Source organism: Kitasatospora fiedleri, from assembly GCF_948472415.1.
Taxonomy (GTDB): Bacteria; Actinomycetota; Actinomycetes; order Streptomycetales; family Streptomycetaceae; genus Kitasatospora; species Kitasatospora fiedleri.
Genome location: NZ_OX419519.1, coordinates 1917314 through 1938446 on the forward strand (window position 1 = coordinate 1917314; position 21133 = coordinate 1938446).

The window sequence follows — 21133 nt, forward strand, 5'->3', positions numbered from 1 at the left end:
GGGCCTCCGAGCGTAGTGCCCATGACCACGTCCAGTTCCGTTCCTCCGACCAGCGAGCCGTGGCCCGACGCCGCGAACTACCCGCCCCCGGCGGTCGCGGCCCACGCCGCGGCCGGGCCGACCGAGTGGCCCTCCGCCGGGCCCCTCCCGCCCGCCGGGGCCGAACGCGAGCGGCCCGCTGAGACGCTGTTCCCGCCCGTCGCGCCGCCGCCCACCGGCCCGAAGGGACCGGCCTCCTGGGCCGGCCGGCTGCGCACGCTGCCCGCCCGCACCTGGCGCGGGCGCCCGGACGACCCGCGCTGGGTGCGTCCGGCCCTCCTCGGCCTGCTGCTGGCGACGGCCGTGCTGTACTTCTGGAACCTGACCGCCTCCGGCTGGGCGAACGCCTTCTACTCGGCCGCCGTCCAGGCCGGTTCGGTCAGCTGGAAGGCGATGTTCTTCGGGTCCTCGGACGCGGCGAACTTCATCACCGTCGACAAGCCGCCGCTGGCGCTGTGGCCGATGGCGCTCTCCGCCCGCCTCCTCGGCCTCAGCTCGTTCAGCCTGCTGGCCCCGCAGGTGCTGATGGGCGTCGGCACGGTCGCCGCCGTGTACGCCACGGTGCGCCGCCGCTTCGCCCCGCTGGCCGGCCTGGTGGCGGGCGCCGCGCTGGCGCTGACCCCGATCGCGGCGCTGATGTTCCGCTTCAACAACCCGGACGCGCTGCTGGTGCTGCTGCTCACCCTGGCCGCGTACGGCACCGTCCGGGCCACCGAGACGGCGTCCACCCGCTGGCTGGTGTTCGTCGGCGTGATGTTCGGCCTGGGCTTCCTCACCAAGACGCTCCAGGCGTTCCTGGTGCTGCCCGCGTTCGCCCTGGTGTACCTGGTGTGCGCGCCCACCGGCGTGGGCCGCCGCCTCCGGCAGCTGCTGTACGGCACCGTCGCCATGGTGGTGTCCGGCGGCTGGTGGGTGGCGGTCGTCGAACTGATGCCGGCCTCCGCCCGCCCGTACATCGGCGGCTCGCAGGACAACTCCTTCCTCTCCCTGACCTTCGGCTACAACGGCTTCGGCCGGATCACCGGCGACGAGACCGGCTCGGTCGGCGGCGGCGGTGGCGGCATGCGCGGCGGCGGGGGCGGCGGGGGCGGCATGTGGGGCTCCACCGGCGTCACCCGGCTGTTCGACGGCGACATCGGCGGCCAGATCGCCTGGCTGATGCCCGCCGCACTGATCCTGCTGGCCTTCGGCCTCTGGGCGACCCGCCGCCACCCGCGCACCGACTCGGCCCGGATCGGCTTCCTGGTCTGGGGCGGCTGGCTGCTCTCCACCGCGCTGACCTTCAGCTTCATGTCCGGCATCTTCCACCAGTACTACACGGTGGCCCTCGTCCCGGCGGTCGCCGCCCTGGTCGGCATGGGCGCCGACGGCCTGTGGCGGGCCCGCCACCGCCTCCCGTACGCGGCCGTGCTGGCCGTCACGGTCGCGGTCACCGCCTGGTGGGCGCACCAACTGCTCGGCCGCAGCGCGCAGTTCGTGCCGTGGCTGCGCGACGCGGTGCTGATCGGCGGCGTCCTCGCCGCGATCGCACTGCTCCTCGCGGGCCGCATCCCCGGCCTCACCGGCCGCCGGATCGCCACCGTCGCGGGCCTCACCGCCCTGGCCGCCGGCCTGGCCGGCCCGGCCGCGTACGCCCTCGACACCGTCTCCACCGGCCACAGCGGCTCCATCGTCACCGCGGGCCCGGCCGTCCAGAGCGGCGGCTTCGGCGGTCGCGGCGGCTTCCCCGGCGGCGGGGCCGGTTTCCCCGGCGGCGGCCGGGCGGGCGGCGGCACCGGCGGCATGCCCAACGTCCCGGGCGGCACCGGCACCGGTGGCACCGGCAACGGCGGCAGCAGCAACGGCATGCCGGCCTTCCCCGGCGGCACGCGGAACGGCACCGGCACCGGCAGCAACGGCGGGACGGGCGCCTTCCCGGGCTTCCCGGGCTTCCCGGGCGGCGGCACCGGTACCGGCACCGACGGCGAGCGCCGCACCGGACGCGGCGGCTTCGGCGGCGCGGGCGGCGGCATGGGCGGCATGGGCGGCCTGCTGAACGGCGCCCAGGTCTCCACCGAGGTGGCCGACCTGCTCAAGCAGGACGCCGGCAGGTACACCTGGGTCGCCGCCGCGGTCGGCTCGCAGAACCAGGCCAGCTACCAACTCGCCAGCGGCGAACCGGTGATGGCGCTGGGCGGCTTCAACGGCAGCGACCCGTCGCTCTCCCTGGACGGCTTCAAGCAGCTGGTCCGGGAGGGCAAGGTGCACTGGTTCATCGGTGGCGGCGGCATGGGCGGCGGCAGCATGGGCGGCTCGAACTACTCCGCGGAGATCACCTCCTGGGTGGAGGCCACCTACACCGCCAGGACCGTCGGCGGCACCACCCTGTACGACCTGACCGCGACCCCCAAGAGCCCCGGCCTCTGACCGGCTCCCCTCCCCCGCGCAGCCCCCGAGGCCGTCCGGCTCCCCTCCCCCGGGGAGCCCGGGCGGCCTCGGGCCCTTCCGCCCCTCGTCGCCGCCCCGTCACCAGCGGCCGTCAGCCGCCGCAGAGCGTGAGCATGGTCTTCTTGTCGGCGGGCGTCACCGGCAGCTGGTACTTCAGCGACACCTGCGCCCACCGGATCGCGTACGAGCAGCGCACCTCGGTGTTGGCGGGCAGCCAGGTGGCCGGGCCGGAGTCGCCCTTCGAGGCGTTCTGCGAGCCGTCGGCGGGGATCAGGTTGAGCGGGTCGTTGGCGATCTGCACCCGCTTGGCCTTCTCCCACTTGGCGGCGCCCTGCTGCCAGTCGTAGGACAGCGGCATCACGTGGTCGATCTGGATCTTCGACGCCTGCTGCTTGTTCCACTGCACCGTCTTGCCGGTGTACGGGTCCCAGATGGTCATCCCGGTGACCACGCAGGCCGAGCCGTCCTTGTGCTCGACGTCCTTCCCGTCCCGGGCCAGCACGTCGTCCCGGGTGCCGCAGTCGTTGTGGCCCAGCGGCACGCCGTCCACGTTGTCCGTCCAGGCCGGGCCGAACTGGTCCCGGTCGTAGCCGGTCTTCGGCCCGGGGTCGGCGGTCTTGACCTGGGCGATCAGGTCCAGGCCGGCCTTGCGGTCGGCGTCGCCGGTGACGGGCGCCAGGCCGGGCTTGGTGCCGTCCGGGTTCTGCAGCGGGTTGGTCCCCTGCGAGACCGCCCCGGGGGACGTGGCGCCGCTCGACCCCTTCTTCCCGCTGGTGCACCCGGTGAGGGCCAGTGGAGCGAGCAACAGGACGGCGACGACGGCGGTACGGCGGGCTCGCACGGCATTCCTCTGCGGCTGGGCGACTCTGACGGCCCACCAGGAGACCAGCCCCGCCCCGCCGGGTCAAGCCGTCCGGACCACCGCATGACATATCTCTCCTTTCCCCCGGATACCGGCATTCCGGCTGGGAGAATACGTCGCCCGCACCCGCGGGCCCACCGCCCCGGCCTCCCCTCGGCCCCCTCGGCCGTCCTCGGCAGCCTCAGCCGCCTCAGCCGCCTCAGCCGCCGATCGCGGACATCGGCCGCTCCGGCCGGACGAAGTCGGCGTCGCCGATCCGGTGCCCGGGCCGCTTGCCGGCGACGCAGGCCCGCCAGGCCCGTTCGATCCGCGCGTCGTCGGCGCCGCCGCGCAGCAGGGCGCGCAGGTCGGACTCCTCGGTGGCGAACAGGCAGTTGCGCAATTGCCCGTCGGCGGTGAGCCGGACCCGGTCGCAGCCGCCGCAGAACGGGCGGGTGACCGAGGCGATCACGCCGACCACGTGGCCGGTGCCGGCCAGCCGCCACTCCTCGGCGGGCGCGTTGCCGGGCCGGCCGACCGGGACGAGGCGCCAGCGGGCGGCGAGCACGTCGAGGATCTCGGCCGCCGTGACCATCGCGGCCCGGTCCCAGGCGCCCTGGGCGTCCAGCGGCATGGACTCGATGAACCGCATCCGGTAGCCGCCGTCGACGGCGAACTCGACCAGGTCGACGAGTTCGTCCTCGTTGACGCCGCGCACCGGCACCGCGTTGACCTTCACCGGCTCCAGCCCGGCGGCCTTGGCGGCGGCCAGCCCGGCCAGCACGTCGGCCAGCCGGTCCCGACGGGTGAGTGCCGCGTAGCGCTCGGGGCGCAGGGTGTCCAGGCTGACGTTCACCCGGTGCAGGCCGGCCCGCTTCAACTCCGGTGCGCGGCGGGCGAGTCCGATGCCGTTGGTGGTGAGCGAGAGTTCCGCGCCGAGGTCGCCGAGCCGGGCGAGCAGGTCGGGCAGGCCGCGGCGCAGCAGGGGTTCGCCGCCGGTGAGCCGCAGGGTGCGGATGCCGAGGCGGTGGACGGCGATCCGGGCCAGGCGCAGCAGTTCGGCGTCGGTGAGGGTCTGGTCGCGGGGCAGCCAGTCGAGTCCTTCGGCGGGCATGCAGTAGGTGCAGCGCAGGTTGCACCGGTCGGTGAGGGAGAGCCGCAGGTCGGTGTGGACCCGGCCGTGCCGGTCGACCAGCGGTGCGGGCGCACCGGCGGGGGCGGCGGCGGGGACGTCAGTGGTGCGCGGTGCCATGGGGCCAGTGAACGGGGGCGGCCGGGGGCCGGTCCAGGGACGGAACGGCCGGGAGCGGCGGGCGGGCGGCGGGGGCGGCCTGTCGGATCGTCCAAGGCGGGGCGGCGGGGGGCGGGGGCACACTGGCGGCATGGCGGAACTGCGGGTGCCGGCCCTGGTGCTGGCGGCGGGCGGCGGGTCGCGCCTCGGCGGGCGGCCGAAGGCGCTGCTGTCCTACCGGGGGCGGACGCTGCTGGAGCACGCGCTGGCGGTGGCGGCGGAGGGCGGCTGCGACGGCGCGGTCGCGGTGCTGGGCGCGGCGGCCGGGAGGTGCGGGCCCGGGCGGACACCGACGGCTGTCGACTCGTCGACAATCCCGACTGGCGCACCGGCATGGCCTCCTCGCTGCTCGCGGGCCTGGCCGCGCTGCCGCCGGGGGCGACGGCCGCGCTGGTCCTGCTGGTGGACACGCCGGGCGTCACCGCGGCGGCGGTCCGTCGGCTGCTGGCCGTGCACGCGGGGCCCGCGGACCTCGCCTCCTGCGCCTACGCCGGGCGCCGGGCGCACCCGGTGCTGATCGGCGCCGCGCACTTCCCGGCCCTGCGCACCACGGCCACCGGCGACGCGGGGGCCCGGGCGCTGCTGGCGTCCCGTCCGGTGGCCCTGGTCGACTGCACGGACGCGGCCGTCCCGGACGACCTCGACACCCCGGCCGACCTGGTCCGCTGGGGCATCGGCTGACGCCCGCCGCCCCCGCCGGTGCCCGTCCGCCCCGGGGGCCACGGCGGTCGCGCGCGCCCCCCGGCGCGTGACCGTCCGCGCACCTTTTCCCCACCTCAACTCCGCTGGAGGAATACCTCATTCCGTACCGGTCGGGGCGCCGATCGGCCAGGATGGAGACTCATCCCTCCCGCCGATCCCCTCCCCCGATTTCCTCCCACCCCGATCCGAACGGACGGTGACCACCATGCCGCTGCCCGAGGACGCCGCCGGCGCCACCGACGAGAGGGGCCCGAACGGGTTTCCCCCCGGTTCGCCGTCGGGAGCGAGCCAGTTGCGCTGCCCGGCCTGCCGGGCCGAGCGCCGGTACGAGCCGCCGAGCCTGCCCTGCCCGTGCGGGGCGCAGCTGCGGGTGCCGCTGCTGCGCGGCGGGGTGCCGGTGCAGGTGCGGTTCCGGTCCTGGGAGGACTCCTGGCTGAACATGCGCTGCCCGCACTGCGGGCGCAGCGACCAGTGGCCGCAGCCGGAGTTCACCTGCGACTGCGGGGCGACCGTCCGGCTGCCGGTGGACCGGGCGCCGCGCCCGCAGGGCACCGGGCCGCGCTCGGTCCGCCCGGTGGAGAGCGCCCGCCCGTACACCACCGCCGTCCCGCCGGCCGTCCCGGCCCCGGTGGTTGACCCGCCGGCCGCCGGTTCGGGCCCGGCCCGCGCGCTGCGCCCGCCGTTCCGCCCGCAGCCGGTGCGCACCCCGCAGGACGCGGTGCTGACGGCGGCCCGCTACCTGCAGTGGCTGGGCTTCGCCGACCTGGAGCCGGCGCCGGGCCCGGAGCGGGACTCCACCACCCTGCTGGGCGAGCGGATCGTGGCCCGGGTGGACACCTGGACCGAGCCCGCCGACGTCAAGGCGGTGGAGTGCCTGTGGCTGGAAACCCTCCACGGCGAGGACGTCGCGGCGGCCATGTTCACCGTCTCCGGCTACTCCCGGCAGACCGTGGTCCGCGGCGAGCAGCTGCTGGTCGCCCTGTTCACGCTGGACGCGGCGGGCATCCCGCAGCCGTCGAACGGCGCCGCCGAGGCCCTGATGGAGACCGGCTGGACGTCCTGAGGCCCCGTCGGCACGCCACCGTCCGGATCGGGCCGTTCCGGATTTCCTCGCGCTCGTGATCTGGTGCACAAGCTCCGGCGCGTGTTGAATTGCCGCCACGGCGCGGGCGCTTGGGGAGGCCGGCGGGTCGTTGCATGGCGCGCACAAGGAGGTGGCGTTGTCGGTGCACGGGACTGCCCCGGGGGGCATGGCGGACGTCGTCTGGCGGCTGAGGTCGCGCGGCTGCTGGCAGGAGGCGGCCGACCTGCTGCGCCCGCAGGCCGGGCGGGACCCGGCCGCGGCGCTCCAGCGGGCGGAACTCCTGATCGAGCAGTGCCTGTTCACCGCGGACCACTGGGAGCGGGCGGAGGACGCGCTGCGCCAGGCGGAGGCGTCGGTCGCGGGCATCGAGGCGCGGGCGGCGGCCTCCTGCGCCCGGGGGTTCCTGGCGTACGTGGCGAGCGTGCTGGGCCGCCGGGACCGGCTGGACGAGGCGCAGGCGGCGCTCGGGCGGACCTCGGCGCTGCTGGCGCCGCGGGCGCCGGGGCGTCCGCTGCTGGACTTCCGGCGCGGGCTGGTCGCGGAGAACCTGCTGCACGACCCGGCGGCGGCGCACAGCGCGTACGCCCGGGCGCACGAGGGGGCCCGGGAACGCGGGGACGAGCTGCTGCGCTCCTCGACCTGGCGGCACCTGGCGGGCCTGGCCCGGGCGGCGGGCGACCGGGAGCGGGCGCGGGCCGGGTTCGCGGCCTCGCTGCGGCTGCGCGAGCAGCTGGGTTTCACGGTGGGGGTGGCGCCGGCGCTGGCCGCGCTGGCGGAGGTGTCGGAGCCGGCCGAGGCGGAACGGCTGCGGGCGGAGGCGGCCCGGCTGGTGCAGGCGCTCGGCGGGGTGCCGGTGTGGCTGGCGAGGCGGCTGGCCCAGGTCCCGGCGCAGCCCGGTCCCCCGGACGGCGGCGCACCGAGCGACCTGCAGCGCGGCATCAGCTAAGGTGAGCCTTACCTGTCCGGGGCGAGCAGTGGCCCGGGCAGGTCCACCTCGCCGTGCCCGGGCCCGCTCCCGGGAGCACCACCCAGGGAGCCCGCGTGACCACGTACCAGGTCGAGCAGTCCCCCGCCGCCCCCACCGCCTCCGCCGCCCGCGACGCCCTCCCCTGCCGGGGGAGCTGGCTGCGGCTGGGCCAGGTCTTCCCGACCTGCGCATCCACCACGCCGCCCCGCGCACCGGCCCCGGCTGGACCACCGCCGCGGCGCTGGCCGGGGACGCGGCGGCGCTGGAGGCGATGGTCGCCTTCGACGAGCGCCTCGGCCTCGACCTGTACGGCGCGCCGACCCGGCCGGACGTCACCGCCGGGTTCAGCCTGCACCGCTACGCCTGGCCGGTCGCGCTGGCCTTCACGCTGCCCTGGCTGCTGGAGCGCCGGGTGCCGCTGCTGCCGCCGTCGCGGGTCTCGATCAACCGGACCACCGGGGAGCTGACCGCCCGCCCGGTCGGCTTCCACTGCCTGCCCGACGACCCGGCCGCCGGCCGCGCCGACGCGCGGGTCGTGCCGGACCGCCGGGCGCTCGACGCCGCCCTGCGCACCGCGCTCGCCGAGCACTTCGCGCCCGTCCTGGACTCCTTCCGCCCCCTGGTCCGCCGCGGCCCGCGCACCCTGTGGGGGCTGGTGACCGACGACGTGGTGGACGGCCTCTGGTACGTGGCGGGCCTGCTGGGCGAGGAGCCGCGGGCGGTGGCCGCGCTGGAGGCGCTGCTGACCGGCGACGCCGCGGCGGCCCCGTTCGTGGGCACGCCGGGCTTCCGCGCCGAGGGCGGCGGGCGGGCCCGGACCAGGGTCAGCTGCTGCCTGTACTACACCGTCCGGCCGACCGAACTCTGCGTCAGCTGCCCGCGCGCCAAATAGGTCTGACCATCATTCATTTCCGGGGGATAACCCGGGGAAATTCCCCCCTATCGGGGTAATGGCCCCGATCCCGCCTCGATCGCCGAATTTCTCCGCCATGATGGTCCCCGCCATCACGACCCGGAAAGCGAGGCTGGATCAGGTCATGAGACTGTCGGACATACCGCTGGGCTGGGCCGTCGCCGGTACGGCCGCCCTGGTGGCCGTCGTCGCCCTGCTGGCCTTCGCCCGCAGCCGCACCGGCTCCGCCACCACCGCGGGCAGCGGCCCGGACTCCTCCTGGGAGCGGGCCGAAGAGCGCCGCCGCCGCACCGAGTCCCTCTACGGCGGCGCCTCCTACCTGCTGCTCTTCTGCTGCGCCGCGGTCGCCGCCGCGCTCTCCTTCCACGGGCTGGTCGGCTTCGGCGTCCAGAACCTGGGCCTGTCCGGCGGCTGGGAGTACCTGGTCCCGTTCGGCCTGGACGGCGCGGCCATGTTCTGCTCGGTGCTCGCCGTCCGCGAGGCCAGCCACGGCGACGCCGCGCTCGGCTCCCGCCTGCTGGTGTGGCTGTTCGCCGCCGCGTCCGCCTGGTTCAACTGGGTGCACGCCCCGCGCGGGCTCGGCCACGACGGCGCCCCGCAGTTCTTCGCCGGAATGTCGCTCTCGGCGGCCGTCCTGTTCGACCGCGCACTGAAGCAGACCCGGGTCGCCGCCCTCCGCGAGCAGGGCCTGGTGCCCCGCCCGCTGCCGCAGATCCGGGTGGTCCGCTGGCTGCGCGCCCCGCGCGAGACGTACGCCGCCTGGTCGCTGATGCTGCTGGAGGGCGTGCGCACCCTGGACGAGGCGGTCGAGGAGGTCCGCGACGACAAGCGGACGGCGGCCGAGGACCGCGAGCGCCGCAGGCTGGTCTCCCGCCGGGAGCGGGCCGAGATCCGGGCGATCGGCCGCCAGCCGGGCGCCGGCTGGCGCCACCGCACCGCCCGCCAGCTCGAACCCGCCGCGGCCCCCGCGCCGTCCGCCCCGACGGAGCCCGCCATAGCACCCGCCGGCCTCCCCGCCACCCCGGCGGCGCACCGCAGCATCGACCTCACCCCGGAGGAGGACACCGTGACCCTGCCGCGGCTCGACTCGCTGGAGCAGAAGCTCAAGGACCTGGAGCAGCAGTTCGGGTGAGGGCGCCTGTCGCGCCCGTCGACGGCTGACGCCCCCGGGGCCTGTCAGCTGCTGAGTTCGAACCACATCCGCTTGCCGGTGCCCCGGGGCTCCACGCCCCAGGTGTCGGCGAGCGCCTCGACCAGCATCAGGCCGCGGCCGGAGGACGCCTGCTCGCCGGGGGTGCGGCGGGTCGGCCAGAGGTCGGACTCGTCCTCGACCTCGACCCGCAGCCGGGCCCGGCCGCGCTCCTGGTAGAGGCGGGCGGTGAACATCGCGTCGCGGTCGGTGTGCCGGATCGCGTTGGTGACGAGTTCGGAGGAGAGCAGCTCGGCGGTGTCGATCAGTTCGGGCACGCCCCAGCGCCGCAGCGCGTCCCGGAGTTCGCCGCGCAGTTCGGCGATCCGGGCCAGGTCGGCCTGGCCGATCCGGCGGCGCAGCTGCTGCGCGGCGCGCCCGCCCGCGGGGCCGTCCCAGCGCAGCAGGAGCAGGGCGATGTCGTCCTCGCGCTCGCTGCCGTCGGCGGCCTGGGAGGCGATCCGGTCGGCGAGTTCCTCCAGCGGTTCGCGGGGTGACTCGTCGATGCCGGGGAGCTCGCCGGAGACGGTCGCGCAGAGCCGGGCGAAGCCGGTGTCGAGGTCCATGTCGCGGGCCTCGACCAGTCCGTCGGTGCAGAGCACGACCGTCTCGCCGGGGTCGAGGCTGAACCGGGTGACCCGGTACTCCTCGTCGGGGTCGACGCCCAGCGGCAGGCCGCCGGCGACCGGGACGGGGTGCGCGGTGCCGTCGGCGCGGCGCACCACCGGGTCGAGGTGCCCGGCCCGGACGGCGTAGACCACGCCGTAGTCGACGTTGACCTCGGCGTAGGTGCAGGTGGCGAAGTGGTCGGTGTCGAGGTCGGCGAGGAAGCGGGAGGCGCGGGCCATCACCGCGGCGGGCGGGTGGCCCTCGGCGGCGTAGGCGCGCAGCGCGATCCGCAGCTGGCCCATGATGCCGGCGGCGTGCACGTCGTGGCCCTGGACGTCGCCGATGACCAGGCCGACGTGCCCGCCGGGGAGCGGGACGACGTCGTACCAGTCGCCGCCGATCTGGAGGCCGGAGCCGGCCGCGAGGTAGCGGACGGCGGTGCTGACGCCGGGGACGGCGGGGACGGTGCGGGGCAGCATGACGCGCTGGAGGCCGGCGGCGAGTTCGTGCTCGGCGTCGTGCAGGCGGGCCCGGGCCAGCGACTGGGCGACCAGGCCGCCGAGGGTGGAGAGCAGGGTCCGCTCGTCGGCGTCGAGTTCGCGGTCGTCGTCGAAGGAGACCACGCAGATGCCGGTGGGACGGCCGCTGGCGATCAGCGGCAGGAAGGCCCAGGAGGAGCGGCCGCTCCGCTCGGCCCAGTCCCAGGCTTCGGGGTAGCGCTCGCGGTACTCCTCGCGGCTGGAGACGAAGATCGGGGCGCGCTGCCGGACCGCCTCGGCGGCGGGGTGGGTGGGGGCCAGCGGGACGCGGTCGAACTGGTTGCTGAGGCCGTTGTGGTAGCCGGTGGAGCCGAGCAGCGCGATCCGCCCGGCCTCCAGCGAGGCCAGCGCGAGGCCGTCGGGGCCCAGGCCCGGCAGCGGCAGTTCGGTGAAGACCCGGGCGACGTCCCGGACGGTGACGGCCTCGGAGAGCGCCCGGGCGGCCTCCTTGATGAACCGGGAGCGCTGCTCGCGCAGCACGGCCAGTTCGTCGGCGCGCTCGCGCTTGTGCAGTTCGACGGTGGCGTCCCAGACGAAGCCGACCATCCGGGACGGGCGGCCGAAGGCGTCGGCCAGCACCCGGCCGCGGAAGCGCACGGCGTGCAGTTCGCCGTCGGGGAAGACGGTGCGGTAGTAGGCGCCGCACTGGCCGAGCTCGGCGACGGCGCGCTCGACCCGGCGGCGCACCACGGGCGCGTCCTCGGGGTGCAGCAGGGCCAGGAAGGAGGCGGAGGTGCGGTCGAAGGGCTGCCCGACCAGGCCGAGGATCGCGCAGGCGCGCTGGTCGCCGACCAGCGCGTCGCGGCGGATGTCCCAGTCGAACGAGCCGATGCCGTTGGCGGCCATCGCCGGTTCCAGCCACTCGGGGCTGGAGTCGCCGGTGCGGGTCGGCAGGCCGCGCCCGGAGGACGGCACGGGGCGGCCGACGGACGGGCCGGGGGCGGTGCGCAGCGGGTTCGCGGGGGTCTCGTTCCTGGTGGCCTGGGCGGGCGGGGTGCGGCGGGCGGGCCCAGGCGCCTCGGGCTCTGTGGCCATGCTTCTCCTGCCGGTGTGCCTTGCCCGGCGGCCGCGGGGAACCCGTGTCCCCTGCCGGGCCGGCCGGGCCGCGATGATGGTGCGTGCCTCCTGGCACACATTCTCACTACCCTCTCGTATGTTCGGCAAGGCGGCAATGCCGCTGGGCCGAACGGTACGGATCGCACACGATCACGTCCGGCATATGCACCCGCGGCCCCGTCCGCGCGGCGCTCCGATCCCGTCCGCGCGGCGCTCCGGCCGGGCCCGCGCGGCGTTCGGGGCGGCCTCCGGCAGCGGGCCGGAATTCCCGGTTCAGGCCGCGGACAGTTCGAACCAGGTGGTCTTCCCGTCGGCCCGCAGCTGCACGCCCCAGTCGTCCGCCAGCGCCTCCACCAGCAGCAGGCCGCGCCCCGAGGTGGCCGTCTCGGAGGCCGCGCGCCGGTTGGGCACCCGACCGCCGGCGGCATCCTGCACCTCGACCCGCAGCCGGGCGGCGTCGGTCAGCACCGCGTCGAACACCGCGCCCCGGCCGGTGTGCACCAGCGCGTTGGTGACCAGCTCGGAGGCGAGCAGCTCCGCGGTGTCGGCCAGCTCCGCGGGGACGCCCCAGTGCTCCAGCGCAACCCGCAGCCGACGGCGGACCGCGCCGACCGCCGGCAGGTCCGCCGCGTCCAGCGCGGCGTGCAGCCGGCGGTGCAGCGCGCACCCGGGCAGGTGCGCCGCCGGGGCCTCCGGCACCGGCCCCCGGTGCTCGGCCCCCTCCCGCCACGACGCCGACCGCTGCCGCGGGAACCTCGCCCGACCGTCCATCAACCTCGTACGCCCCCCGCCGTGGCTCCGCACCGCGCCGCCCCCGCTCCCCCGGCGGTCCGGCAGTCGCTTCTCGCCTTTCCTCATGCCCACTCCGCACCCGGAGAACCCCTCGGGCCGCCCGGGTGCCGCGGTCCGCCGTCCTCCCGGTCCGCGCGCCGGGGTTTCCCCACCCGTGTGCCCGGGGTGTCGGCGGTGCTAAGTTTGAACGACGTTCTAACATCTGTACCGGCTCATCCCGCCACCCCGGCACACCCGCCACCCCCGCGACCCCCGCGACCCCCACAAAGCGAGGCACCGTGCGACTGACCCCCACCGAACGGGACCGGCTGCTGATCTTCACCGCGGCCGAACTGGCCCGCGCCCGGCGGGCGCGGGGCGTGCGGTTGAACGTCCCCGAGGCGACGGCGCTGATCGCGGACACGGTCTGCGAGGCGGCCCGCGACGGCCGGCGGCTCGCCGAGGCGATCGAGGCCGGCCGCAGCGTGCTGAGCGCCGCGGACGTGCTGCCGGGCGTCGCGGACGTGGTGACGGTGGTGCAGGTGGAGGCGGTGTTCGAGGACGGCACCCGGCTCGCGGTGGTCACCGACCCGTTCCGCGGGGCGGGCTCGCTGGGCGAGGACGCGCCGGGCGCGGCGCTGCCCGGCGCCGGGGCCGGGTACGACCCGGTGGAGGAGTCGCTGCTGCTGCCGGTGCACAACACCGCCGCGGTGCCGATCTCGGTGACCTCGCACTTCCACTTCTTCGAGTCCAACCCGCGGCTGGCCTTCGACCGGGCCGCCGCCTACGGCACCCACCTCGCGGTGCCGGCCGGCTCCTCGGTGCGCTTCGACCCGGGCGCCACCGTCGAGGTCGGCCTGGTGCCGATCGGCGGGGCCCGGGTGGCGATCGGGTTCGCCGGGCTGGTGGACGGCCCGCTGGACGCGCCGGGCGCGAAGGAGGCGGCGCTCGCGAAGGCCCGGGCCACGGGCTACCTGACGGAGTTCGACGACGCCGGTTTCGACGGCACCGGTTTCGACGGCACCGGTTCCGACGACGCCGAGCCCGCCCAGTGACCCCCTCGACCAGCCGGAAGGACCCCGCATGAGCGCCATCACCCCGCACGACTACATCTCGGTGCACGGCCCGCGCGCGGGCGACCGGGTCCGGCTCGGCGACTCGGGGCTGATCGTCCGGGTCGAGTCGGACTCGCAGGCCCCGGGCGACGAGTTCCTGGCCGGGTTCGGCAAGACCGCCCGGGACGGGCTGCACCTGAAGCCGGCCGCCGTCCGGGAGACCTGCGACGTGGTGGTCTCCAACGTGCTGGTGATCGACGCGGTGCAGGGCATCCGGAAGACCTCGATCGGCATCCGGGCCGGCCGGATCACCGGGATCGGCCGGGCCGGCAACCCGGACACCCTGGACGGCGTGGAGGTGGTGGTCGGCACCGGCACCACCATCGTCTCGGGCGAGGGCCTGATCGCCACCGCCGGTGCCGTCGACACCCATGTCCACCTGCTCTCGCCGCGCATCATGGAGGCGTCGCTGGCCTCCGGGGTGACCACGATCATCGGGCAGGAGTTCGGCCCGGTCTGGGGCGTGGGCGTCAACTCGCCCTGGGCGCTGCGGCACGCGTTCAACGCCTTCGACGCCTGGCCGGTCAACATCGGTTTCCTGGGCCGGGGTTCGTCCTCCGACCCGGCCCCGCTGGTGGAGGCGCTGGTCGAGGGCGGCGCCTCCGGCTTCAAGGTGCACGAGGACATGGGCGCGCACACCCGGGCACTGGACACCGCGCTGCGGGTCGCCGAGGAGCACGACGTCCAGGTCGCCCTGCACACCGACGGGTTGAACGAGTGTCTGTCGGTGGAGGACACCCTCGCGGTGCTGGAGGGCCGGACCATCCACGCCTTCCACATCGAGGGCTGCGGCGGCGGCCACGTGCCGAACGTGCTGAAGATGGCGGGCGTGGAGAACGTCATCGGCTCCTCCACCAACCCCACCCTCCCGTTCGGCCGGGACGCGCTGGGCGAGCACTACGACATGATCGTCTCCGCCCACGACCTCAAGCCCGACCTGCCCGGCGACGCCGCGATGGCCCGGGACCGCATCCGGGCCGGCACCATGGGCGCCGAGGACGTGCTGCACGACCTGGGCGTCATCGGCATCACCTCCTCCGACGCCCAGGGCATGGGCCGGGCCGGCGAGACGGTGCGCCGCACCTTCGCGATGGCCGGGAAGATGAAGGCCGAACTCGGCCCGCTGGACGGCACCGGCTCGTACGGGACGGCCGAGGGCGGCGACGACAACGAGCGGGTGCTGCGCTACATCGCCAAGCTGACCATCAACCCGGCCATCGCGCACGGCCTCTCGCACGAGGTCGGGTCGATCGAGGTCGGCAAGCTGGCCGACCTGGTGCTGTGGCGCCCCGACCACTTCGGCGCCAAGCCGCAGCTCGTCCTCAAGGCCGGCTTCCCCGCGTACGGCGTGGTCGGCGACCCGAACGCCTCCACCGACCGCTGCGAACCCCTGGTGCTGGGGCCGCAGTTCGGCGCGCACGGGGCCACCGCCGCGGACCTCTCGGTGGCGTTCGTCGCCCAGGCCGCCGCCGACTCCGCCTACCTGGACGTCGCGGCCGACCAACTCCCCACCCGCAGGCGGCGGGTGGGCGTGCGCGGTACCCGCGGCATCGGGCCGCGCTCGATGCTGCGCAACGGCCGGCTCGGCCGGGTCGACGTCTCCGCGACCGGACTGGTCTCGCTGGACGGCGAGCCGCTGCGCTCGGCGCCCGCCGACTCGGTCTCGCTCAGCCGCCTCTACTTCCTCTGAACACCCTTCCCCCACCTAGGAATCCACCCTCATGACCGACTCCCCGCCCCCACCCCGGCCGAGCTCGGCTTCCGGATGCCCGCCGAGTGGCACCCGCACCGGCGCACCTGGATGGCCTTCCCCACCGCCAACCCGACCTTCGACGGCGCCGAGCAGCTCGACGCGGCCCGCCGCGCCTGGGCCGAGGTCGCCAACACGGTCGTCCGGTACGAGCCGGTCACCCTGGTGGTGAACACCGGCGAGGCCGAGGCCGCCCGCCGGTACCTCTCCGCCGAGGTGGAGATCGTCGAACGGCCGCTCAACGACGCCTGGATGCGCGACATCGGCCCGTCCTTCCTGATCGACGGGAACGGCGAAGTGGCCGCCGCCGACTGGGTGTTCAACGGCTGGGGCGCGCAGTCCTGGGCCCGCTGGGACAAGGACCAGGACGTCGCCGAGCACGTCACCGACCTGGCCGGCGTGCGGCGCTTCGCCTCCCGGCTGATCAACGAGGGCGGCGGCATCCACGTCGACGGCGAGGGCACCGTCCTGGTCACCGACACCGTGCAGCTCGGCGAGGGCCGCAACGCCGACTGGACCCGCGAGCAGGTCGAGGCCGAGCTGCACGCCCACCTGGGCACCAGCAAGGCGATCTGGCTGCCGCGCGGACTGACCCGCGACTACGACGAGTTCGGCACCCGCGGCCACATCGACATCGTCGCCGCCTTCGTCCGCCCCGGCACCGTGGTCGTCCACTCCCAGCCCGACCCGGCCCACCCCGACCACGCCGTCTGCCGGGAGCTCGCCGACCTGCTGCGCACCGCCACCGACGCCCGGGGCCGCACCCTCGAAGTGATCGAACTCCCGGCGCCCACCGTGCTGTGGGACGAGGACGGCGAGCCGGTCGACTACTCGTACATCAACCACTACGTGGCCAACGGCGTGGTCGTGCTGTGCGCGTTCGACGACCCGCGCGACGAGCAGGCCAAGGCGATCCTGGAGAAGGCGTACCCGGGCCGCACCGTCGAACTGGTCGACGCCCGCGAGATCTTCGCCAACGGCGGCGGCATCCACTGCATCACGCAGCAGCAGCCGCGGGCCTGACCCTCCGCGCCCTGACCTGACCTGAACTGAACTGTCCTGACCTGGCCTGACCTGCAACGGCCGCGGGCCGTAACTCCCTTACCCACAACGAGAGTTCCGGCCCACGGCCGTTCGTCCGCCCCGGCCCGGCCACGGCGGGACACCCGGCCCGTCGTCAGGGCAGCGGCGGGTCGAACACGCCCCACTCCTCCTCCCGGCGGCGCTCGCGCCGGCGGCGTTCGGCCATCGCGTCGACGGCGTCGGTCAGGAAGGCGTCCCAGCAGTCCCGTTCCAGGACGGGGACGCGGCCGGTCCCAGCTGTACAGCGCGGACACTCCCGGCACGGCCGGTAGCGGTGGTCCGGGCTGCCCGGCTGCGGCCCGGCCTGCGACTGGTCGGCGGTCACGGCTCCTCCTCGATCTGGGCCCAGATGACGGTCTCTCCGTCGGCGGTGACCGATCCCCAGCGGTCGGCGGTGCGCAGGGCCCGGAGCAGTTCTCCCCAGGTCAGGGCGTCGTCGGGTGGACAGGGAATGCTGATCCTGGTGCTGCCGACGGCGCATCGCACGTCCGCCTGTGCGCCCGAGGCCCGTTCGATAGCCGTCCGCAGGTCGGACGCGCGCGTGCTGATCTGCACCACTCCCCCAGAGTACACATAGGGCAAAGCTCTACACGTAGAGTAGTGCCACCCGGGATACTGTGTCACCGATCGGCTGGACCACACACCTTTCGGAGGATGTTCCATGACCGGCAGCGGGCCCTCCGCTTATCTCCAGGTCGCCGAGCAGCTCCGCGACCGGATCGCCTCCGGCGAATATCCGCCGGGCAGTCAACTCCCGTCCCTGGCCGACCTGCGGGCCCAGTACGGCTTCTCGCACGGCGTCGGCCAGTCCGCCTACCGGCTGCTGGAGCAGGAAGGCGTGGTGCTCGCCAAACAGGGGCGCGGCTACTTCGTCCGGGACCAGGAACCGCCCCGTCCGCTGGTCCGCCACGCCGGTGCCACCGGACCGGACACCACCGGCCTCGCCGAACAGGGCGTCACCCCCTCCTGGCGCAGCCAGTCCACCACCGAGGCCGCCAGCCCGGCGATCGCCGAACGCCTCGGCATCGCACCCGAGGACCCGGTGATGCACACCTCGTACGTCTACCTGGTCGACGGCGAGCCCGGGTACCTCGCCGAGTCCTGGGAGCCGATGGCCGTCACCGGCCAGGCCCTGATCGTGCTGCCCGAAGCCGGGCCGTACTCCGGGATCGGCATCGCCGCGCGGATGGCCCGCATCGGCATCGAGGTCGGCGAGCCCGTCGAACAGGTCAGCGCCCGCAATCTCACCCGTGCCGAGGCCCAGGCCCTCACGCTGCTGCCCGGCGTCCCCGCCCTCGCCATCCGCCGCACCCACTACGACCGGGCCACCGGCCGTCCCGTCGAGACCGCCGACCTCGTCCTGCCCGGCGAACGCTGGGCCACCCGGTACGGCCGCCCGCCCGGCGCCTGACCCCGGCCGCGGGCGGCGCCCACCGGAAGGGCGCCCGTCCGCGGGAAGCGGTGTGATGGACCCATGGACCCCGAGAACCTGGACGACCTGACCGCCGGACTCCCGCGCCCGGCCCCCGTCCTCGACCCCGCCCGGGCCGCCGCCCCGCTCCGCCGCGCCCACCGCGTCGGACTCGCCGACGGCCGCCGCGAGCACGGCGGCCGGTGAGCCCCGCGCGCGCCGTGCGGGAGACTTCCCCTGCGGGGGACTTCCCGTACGGGGGGCTTCCGCACCAGGAGCTCTCCGGACGGGGGACCTCCCGGAGCGGCCCCCGACAAGCGACACACCGAGGAGTACGGATGGCGCAGCCGCGCACCCGCCGCCCGGCGCGCCCTCGCGAAGAGGTCTACGCCGCCGCCCGCGCCGCGATCGCCGAACACGGCCTGGCCCGGCTCACCATGGCCGGCCTCGGCGAACAGCTCGGCATGAGCGCCGGACACCTCCTCTACTACTTCGGCAGCAAGGACCAGCTCCTGCTGGAGACCCTCCGCTGGAGCGAGGCCCAGCTCGGCGAGCGCCGCGGCCGCGCACTCGCCCGCCGTGAGGACCCCGTCCTCGAACGGCTCGACCGCTACCTGGAGCTGTACCTCCCGGAGGGCCCCGGCGACCCCCGGTGGATCCTGTGGATCGAGGTGTGGAGCCGCTCCCCCGGCACCGCGGAGCTGCGCCAGGGCCAGCTCGACATCGAGGCCCCCTGGCAGGACGACCTCACCGCCCTGCTCGCCGAGGGCCGCGCCACCGGACTCCTCCCCGCCCCCGGCGCCACTCCCGCCCGCGCGGCCCAACTGCGCGCCCTGCTCGACGGCCTCGCCGTCCCGCTCGCCATCGGCCTGCCCGCCACCACCCGCGACGGGGCCCTCGCCCAGGCCAGGTCCGCGGCGCACGCCCTGCTGGGGCTGCCCGCCTAGGGCGTCTTCGAACCCCCGGCGCAGCCCGCGGTCCGGTCGCTCCGTCCAGGAGCTGTCCGGCCGACGCTGCGACTGTCGCTCGGTCGGATCGTTGTGCCGGGTACGGGCGGGAAGGTCGGTGCGATCGACACGGTCGGCGAGATCGGCCGGACGGCTCCTAGGCGCGTCAGGCAACCTTCACCCCGTCGAGACGCCTGACGCGGCGCTAGGCGCGTCGGTGGTCGGCCATCACCTCGGCGAGGACCCGCAGGCTCGTCTCCGCCCGGGCGGAACCGGCCGCCGCCGGGCTGCCCGCCTTCCTGGCGCTCTCGACACTCTCGACGCTTTCGGCGAGGACGAGCAGTGCCTTCCAGGTCAGCCAGCCGCGGGCCCGCGCCCAGGTGCCCTCGTCCTGCCCCACGGCGCGCCGGAACGCCGCCCGGCTCGGGCCGGTGAACAGTCCCCAGGCCAGCACGAGGTCGCAGGCCGGGTCGCCGACGCCGCAGGTGCCGAAGTCGATGACGGCGCTCAACTCGCCGCCGGAGACCAGCAGGTTGCCCTCGGCGAGGTCGCCGTGGAACCACACCGGCGGGCCCGTCCACTCCGCGGCCAGGGCCTCGTCCCAGATCTCGGCGGCGTGCGCGGTGTCCACGTACCCGCCGAGCGCGGCGAGACAGCGCCGGGTCTCCTCGTCGTAGTGGGCCGGCGATGCCCCCCGGTAGAAGCTGTGCGCACCTGCGAGCGGCCCGCCCGTGGTGTCGCACCGGTGCAGGGCGAGGATGAACTCGGCCACGGACTCGGCGAACCGGGGCAGGTCGGCGATGTGTCCCGCCGCCGCCGTCTCCCCGTCGATCCAGCCGCGCACCGACCAAGGATGCGGATACCCCTCGCCCGGCTCGCCCCTGCCCAGCACCTGCGGGACGGGCAACGGCAGGGACGGCGCCAGGCGTGGCAGCCAGGTGTTCTCCTTCTCCACCGCCGGGACGTAGGCGGCGTGCGTGGGCAGACGCACCGTCATCCGCTCGCCGAGCCGGTAGGTGCGGTTGTCCCACCCGTCCACCGCCACCGGCACGACCGGGAGTTCCGCCCACTGCGGGAACTGGGCTCGTAGGAGACGACGCACCAGCCCGGCGTCGATCCCGGCCCGGCCGTCCGGCGGGGAGTGCCTCGTCTCGCTCATCAGCGAGCATCCTCCGCCGCGGCCCGGGACGGCCGCAAGGCGATTTCCCGGCGCGGATTCGCCGGGCCCGTCGGCGGCGGACCCCGGGAACCGGACCACTCGGCGCCCGGGTCGTCCCCGAGAGCGCGCGACGGGGTGGTCGAGCCACTGCGGCGTCCGCCGCGAAGTTCGCGAGGCGGTTCCCGCTCGGAGCCGCGCACGCCGCTGTCCGGCACCCACCGCGGAGCGGGTCGGACAGCTCCTGGTCCGTCTACTCCGTCCAGACCGCGGCCGCGGTGCGGTCGTCCGCGTAGCCCTTGGCGCGGACCTGGATCTGGCGCAGGAAGTCGACGGTGCCCGGCGGGTGCGGGTGCGCCCAGTGGCTGGAGAGGAAGTGGGCGACGGCCGGCTCCTCGGCGATCGGCGCGGCCAGGCCCGGCGTGCACAGGAGCAGGATGTCGCCGGAGGTGGCCGGGACCAGGCGGAAGCGGAACGGCCGGGGCGCGGGCGGCGCGGCCGGCGGGAGCGGCGGCTGCCCGTCGGGGTGGTGCAGCAGCCGCGCGGCGTAGGCGTCGATCCAGTGCCCGGAGCGCAGCAGGTAGAGCCCGCCGGGGCCGGTGCCGAACGCGGCGCGGTGGGTCGCGGCCGGGTCCGCCGACATCAGCAGGCAGTGCAGCGAGGCGGTCTCCTCCGGCGGCAGCCCGGACGTCCCGTCGCCCTCCCCGTGCTGCGCGGCCTCGTGCGCCGTCTCGTAGGCGGCCGTCTCCGCGGCGCTGCGCAGCTGCACCACGGCCTGGAGGGCGATCCGCTGGAGGCCGTAGCGCAGGCGGTCGCGGGCCCCGGCCCGCAGGTCGGCGGCGAGTTCGGCCCGGCTGCGGCCGATCGCGGCGGCCAGTTGCCGGGCCGCCTCGCCCGCCGCGACGGACCCCCACTGGGCGTTGGCCCGGCGGGCGGGCGCGGCCAGCACGGTGAGCACCAGCGCCTCCTCGCCCTCGCCGAACCGGACGGTGAGCAGGGCGTCCGTGCGCGGCTCGCCCCGGTAGCGGGCCGAGTCGCCGCGGATGGACACCGCCCGCAGCGTGGTGCCCGCGAACCGGGCCCCGTCGACGGCCATGTCGGGCACCACCGCGGCCAGCCCCGCCGGGTCGGCGGCGGGCAGGCTGGTCGGCTCGGGCGCGTACGTCGGGGGCCGCTCCCCACGTGCGGCACCGCCGGCGCCTGCGGACGCCCCAGCCAGGGCGCGGACGCGGCCCGCTCCGGC

Annotated in this window: 19 protein-coding genes and 1 pseudogene; 12 read left to right on the top strand and 8 right to left on the bottom strand. The window is 75.7% G+C overall.

Annotation, left to right across the window (positions count from 1 at the left end):
- Positions 1 to 21: 21 nt before the first annotated feature.
- Positions 22 to 2445, top strand: a complete 2424-nt coding sequence (locus QMQ26_RS09090; RefSeq protein WP_282205358.1) for an ArnT family glycosyltransferase — start codon at positions 22 to 24, stop codon at positions 2443 to 2445.
- A 112-nt stretch (positions 2446 to 2557) separates the two neighbouring features.
- On the opposite strand, the gene QMQ26_RS09095 is transcribed toward QMQ26_RS09090, so the two are convergent.
- Positions 2558 to 3307, bottom strand: a complete 750-nt coding sequence (locus QMQ26_RS09095; RefSeq protein ID WP_282205359.1) for an HNH endonuclease family protein — start codon at positions 3305 to 3307, stop codon at positions 2558 to 2560.
- A gap of 220 nt (positions 3308 to 3527) precedes the next feature.
- Entirely contained in the window at positions 3528 to 4559 is a 1032-nt protein-coding gene (moaA, locus tag QMQ26_RS09100; protein ID WP_282205360.1) for a GTP 3',8-cyclase MoaA, read from the bottom strand.
- 130 nt (positions 4560 to 4689) lie between these two features.
- On the opposite strand from moaA, the pseudogene QMQ26_RS09105 reads away from it, so the two are divergent.
- The 5 genes and pseudogenes from QMQ26_RS09105 (at position 4690) to QMQ26_RS09125 (ending at position 9396) form a co-directional block, all read left to right on the top strand.
- Positions 4690 to 5279, top strand: a pseudogene (locus tag QMQ26_RS09105) (nucleotidyltransferase family protein).
- Positions 5280 to 5505: 226 nt separating this feature from the next.
- Entirely contained in the window at positions 5506 to 6363 is an 858-nt protein-coding gene (locus QMQ26_RS09110) for a hypothetical protein (RefSeq protein ID WP_282205361.1), read from the top strand.
- 187 nt (positions 6364 to 6550) lie between these two features.
- Positions 6551 to 7330, top strand: a complete 780-nt coding sequence (locus tag QMQ26_RS09115) for a hypothetical protein (RefSeq protein ID WP_282205362.1) — start codon at positions 6551 to 6553, stop codon at positions 7328 to 7330.
- Positions 7331 to 7622: 292 nt separating this feature from the next.
- Positions 7623 to 8243, top strand: a complete 621-nt coding sequence (locus QMQ26_RS09120) for a (2Fe-2S)-binding protein (protein ID WP_282205363.1) — start codon at positions 7623 to 7625, stop codon at positions 8241 to 8243.
- 145 nt (positions 8244 to 8388) lie between these two features.
- A complete protein-coding gene (locus QMQ26_RS09125; protein WP_282205364.1) occupies positions 8389 to 9396 on the top strand; it encodes a DUF2637 domain-containing protein in 1008 nt (335 codons plus the stop codon).
- 44 nt (positions 9397 to 9440) lie between these two features.
- On the opposite strand, the gene QMQ26_RS09130 is transcribed toward QMQ26_RS09125, so the two are convergent.
- Positions 9441 to 11636 carry a SpoIIE family protein phosphatase gene (locus QMQ26_RS09130; RefSeq protein WP_282205365.1) on the bottom strand — a complete coding sequence of 732 codons (2196 nt, stop codon included), beginning with the start codon at positions 11634 to 11636 and terminating at the stop codon, positions 9441 to 9443.
- A gap of 294 nt (positions 11637 to 11930) precedes the next feature.
- Entirely contained in the window at positions 11931 to 12356 is a 426-nt protein-coding gene (locus QMQ26_RS09135; protein ID WP_282205366.1) for an ATP-binding protein, read from the bottom strand.
- Positions 12357 to 12727: 371 nt separating this feature from the next.
- Here QMQ26_RS09135 and ureA point away from each other — a divergent pair, with 371 nt between their 5' ends.
- The 3 genes from ureA (at position 12728) to QMQ26_RS09150 (ending at position 16316) form a co-directional block, all read left to right on the top strand.
- On the top strand, positions 12728 to 13483 hold the full coding sequence (gene ureA, locus QMQ26_RS09140) for an urease subunit gamma (RefSeq protein ID WP_282205367.1): 756 nt from the start codon (positions 12728 to 12730) through the stop codon (positions 13481 to 13483).
- A 28-nt stretch (positions 13484 to 13511) separates the two neighbouring features.
- Positions 13512 to 15233, top strand: coding sequence for an urease subunit alpha (locus QMQ26_RS09145; protein ID WP_282205368.1), 1722 nt, complete (start codon positions 13512 to 13514; stop codon positions 15231 to 15233).
- Positions 15234 to 15308: 75 nt separating this feature from the next.
- Complete coding sequence (locus QMQ26_RS09150; protein WP_282205369.1) at positions 15309 to 16316, top strand: agmatine deiminase family protein; 1008 nt, start codon at positions 15309 to 15311, stop codon at positions 16314 to 16316.
- 154 nt (positions 16317 to 16470) lie between these two features.
- Here the strand turns inward: QMQ26_RS09150 and QMQ26_RS09155 are convergent, their stop codons facing one another.
- Complete coding sequence (locus QMQ26_RS09155) at positions 16471 to 16701, bottom strand: hypothetical protein (protein WP_100835668.1); 231 nt, start codon at positions 16699 to 16701, stop codon at positions 16471 to 16473.
- A complete protein-coding gene (locus QMQ26_RS09160) occupies positions 16698 to 16934 on the bottom strand; it encodes a hypothetical protein (protein WP_159073034.1) in 237 nt (78 codons plus the stop codon). The genes QMQ26_RS09155 and QMQ26_RS09160 overlap by 4 nt, the downstream gene beginning before the upstream one ends.
- A gap of 103 nt (positions 16935 to 17037) precedes the next feature.
- On the opposite strand from QMQ26_RS09160, the gene QMQ26_RS09165 reads away from it, so the two are divergent.
- The 3 genes from QMQ26_RS09165 to QMQ26_RS09175 all read left to right on the top strand — a co-directional run bounded on the left by QMQ26_RS09165 (position 17038) and on the right by QMQ26_RS09175 (position 18734).
- Positions 17038 to 17787 carry a GntR family transcriptional regulator gene (locus QMQ26_RS09165; protein WP_100835670.1) on the top strand — a complete coding sequence of 250 codons (750 nt, stop codon included), beginning with the start codon at positions 17038 to 17040 and terminating at the stop codon, positions 17785 to 17787.
- A gap of 63 nt (positions 17788 to 17850) precedes the next feature.
- Positions 17851 to 17994: a hypothetical protein gene (locus tag QMQ26_RS09170; RefSeq protein WP_282205370.1), complete on the top strand. Its 144-nt coding sequence runs from the start codon at positions 17851 to 17853 to the stop codon at positions 17992 to 17994.
- Between the two features lie 131 nt (positions 17995 to 18125).
- Positions 18126 to 18734 carry a TetR/AcrR family transcriptional regulator gene (locus QMQ26_RS09175; protein ID WP_282205371.1) on the top strand — a complete coding sequence of 203 codons (609 nt, stop codon included), beginning with the start codon at positions 18126 to 18128 and terminating at the stop codon, positions 18732 to 18734.
- Positions 18735 to 18939: 205 nt separating this feature from the next.
- Here QMQ26_RS09175 and QMQ26_RS09180 read toward each other — a convergent pair whose 3' ends face one another.
- Entirely contained in the window at positions 18940 to 19893 is a 954-nt protein-coding gene (locus QMQ26_RS09180) for an aminoglycoside phosphotransferase family protein (RefSeq protein WP_282205372.1), read from the bottom strand.
- Positions 19894 to 20143: 250 nt separating this feature from the next.
- Complete coding sequence (locus tag QMQ26_RS09185) at positions 20144 to 20986, bottom strand: protein phosphatase 2C domain-containing protein (protein WP_282205373.1); 843 nt, start codon at positions 20984 to 20986, stop codon at positions 20144 to 20146.
- Positions 20987 to 21133 lie beyond the last annotated feature (147 nt).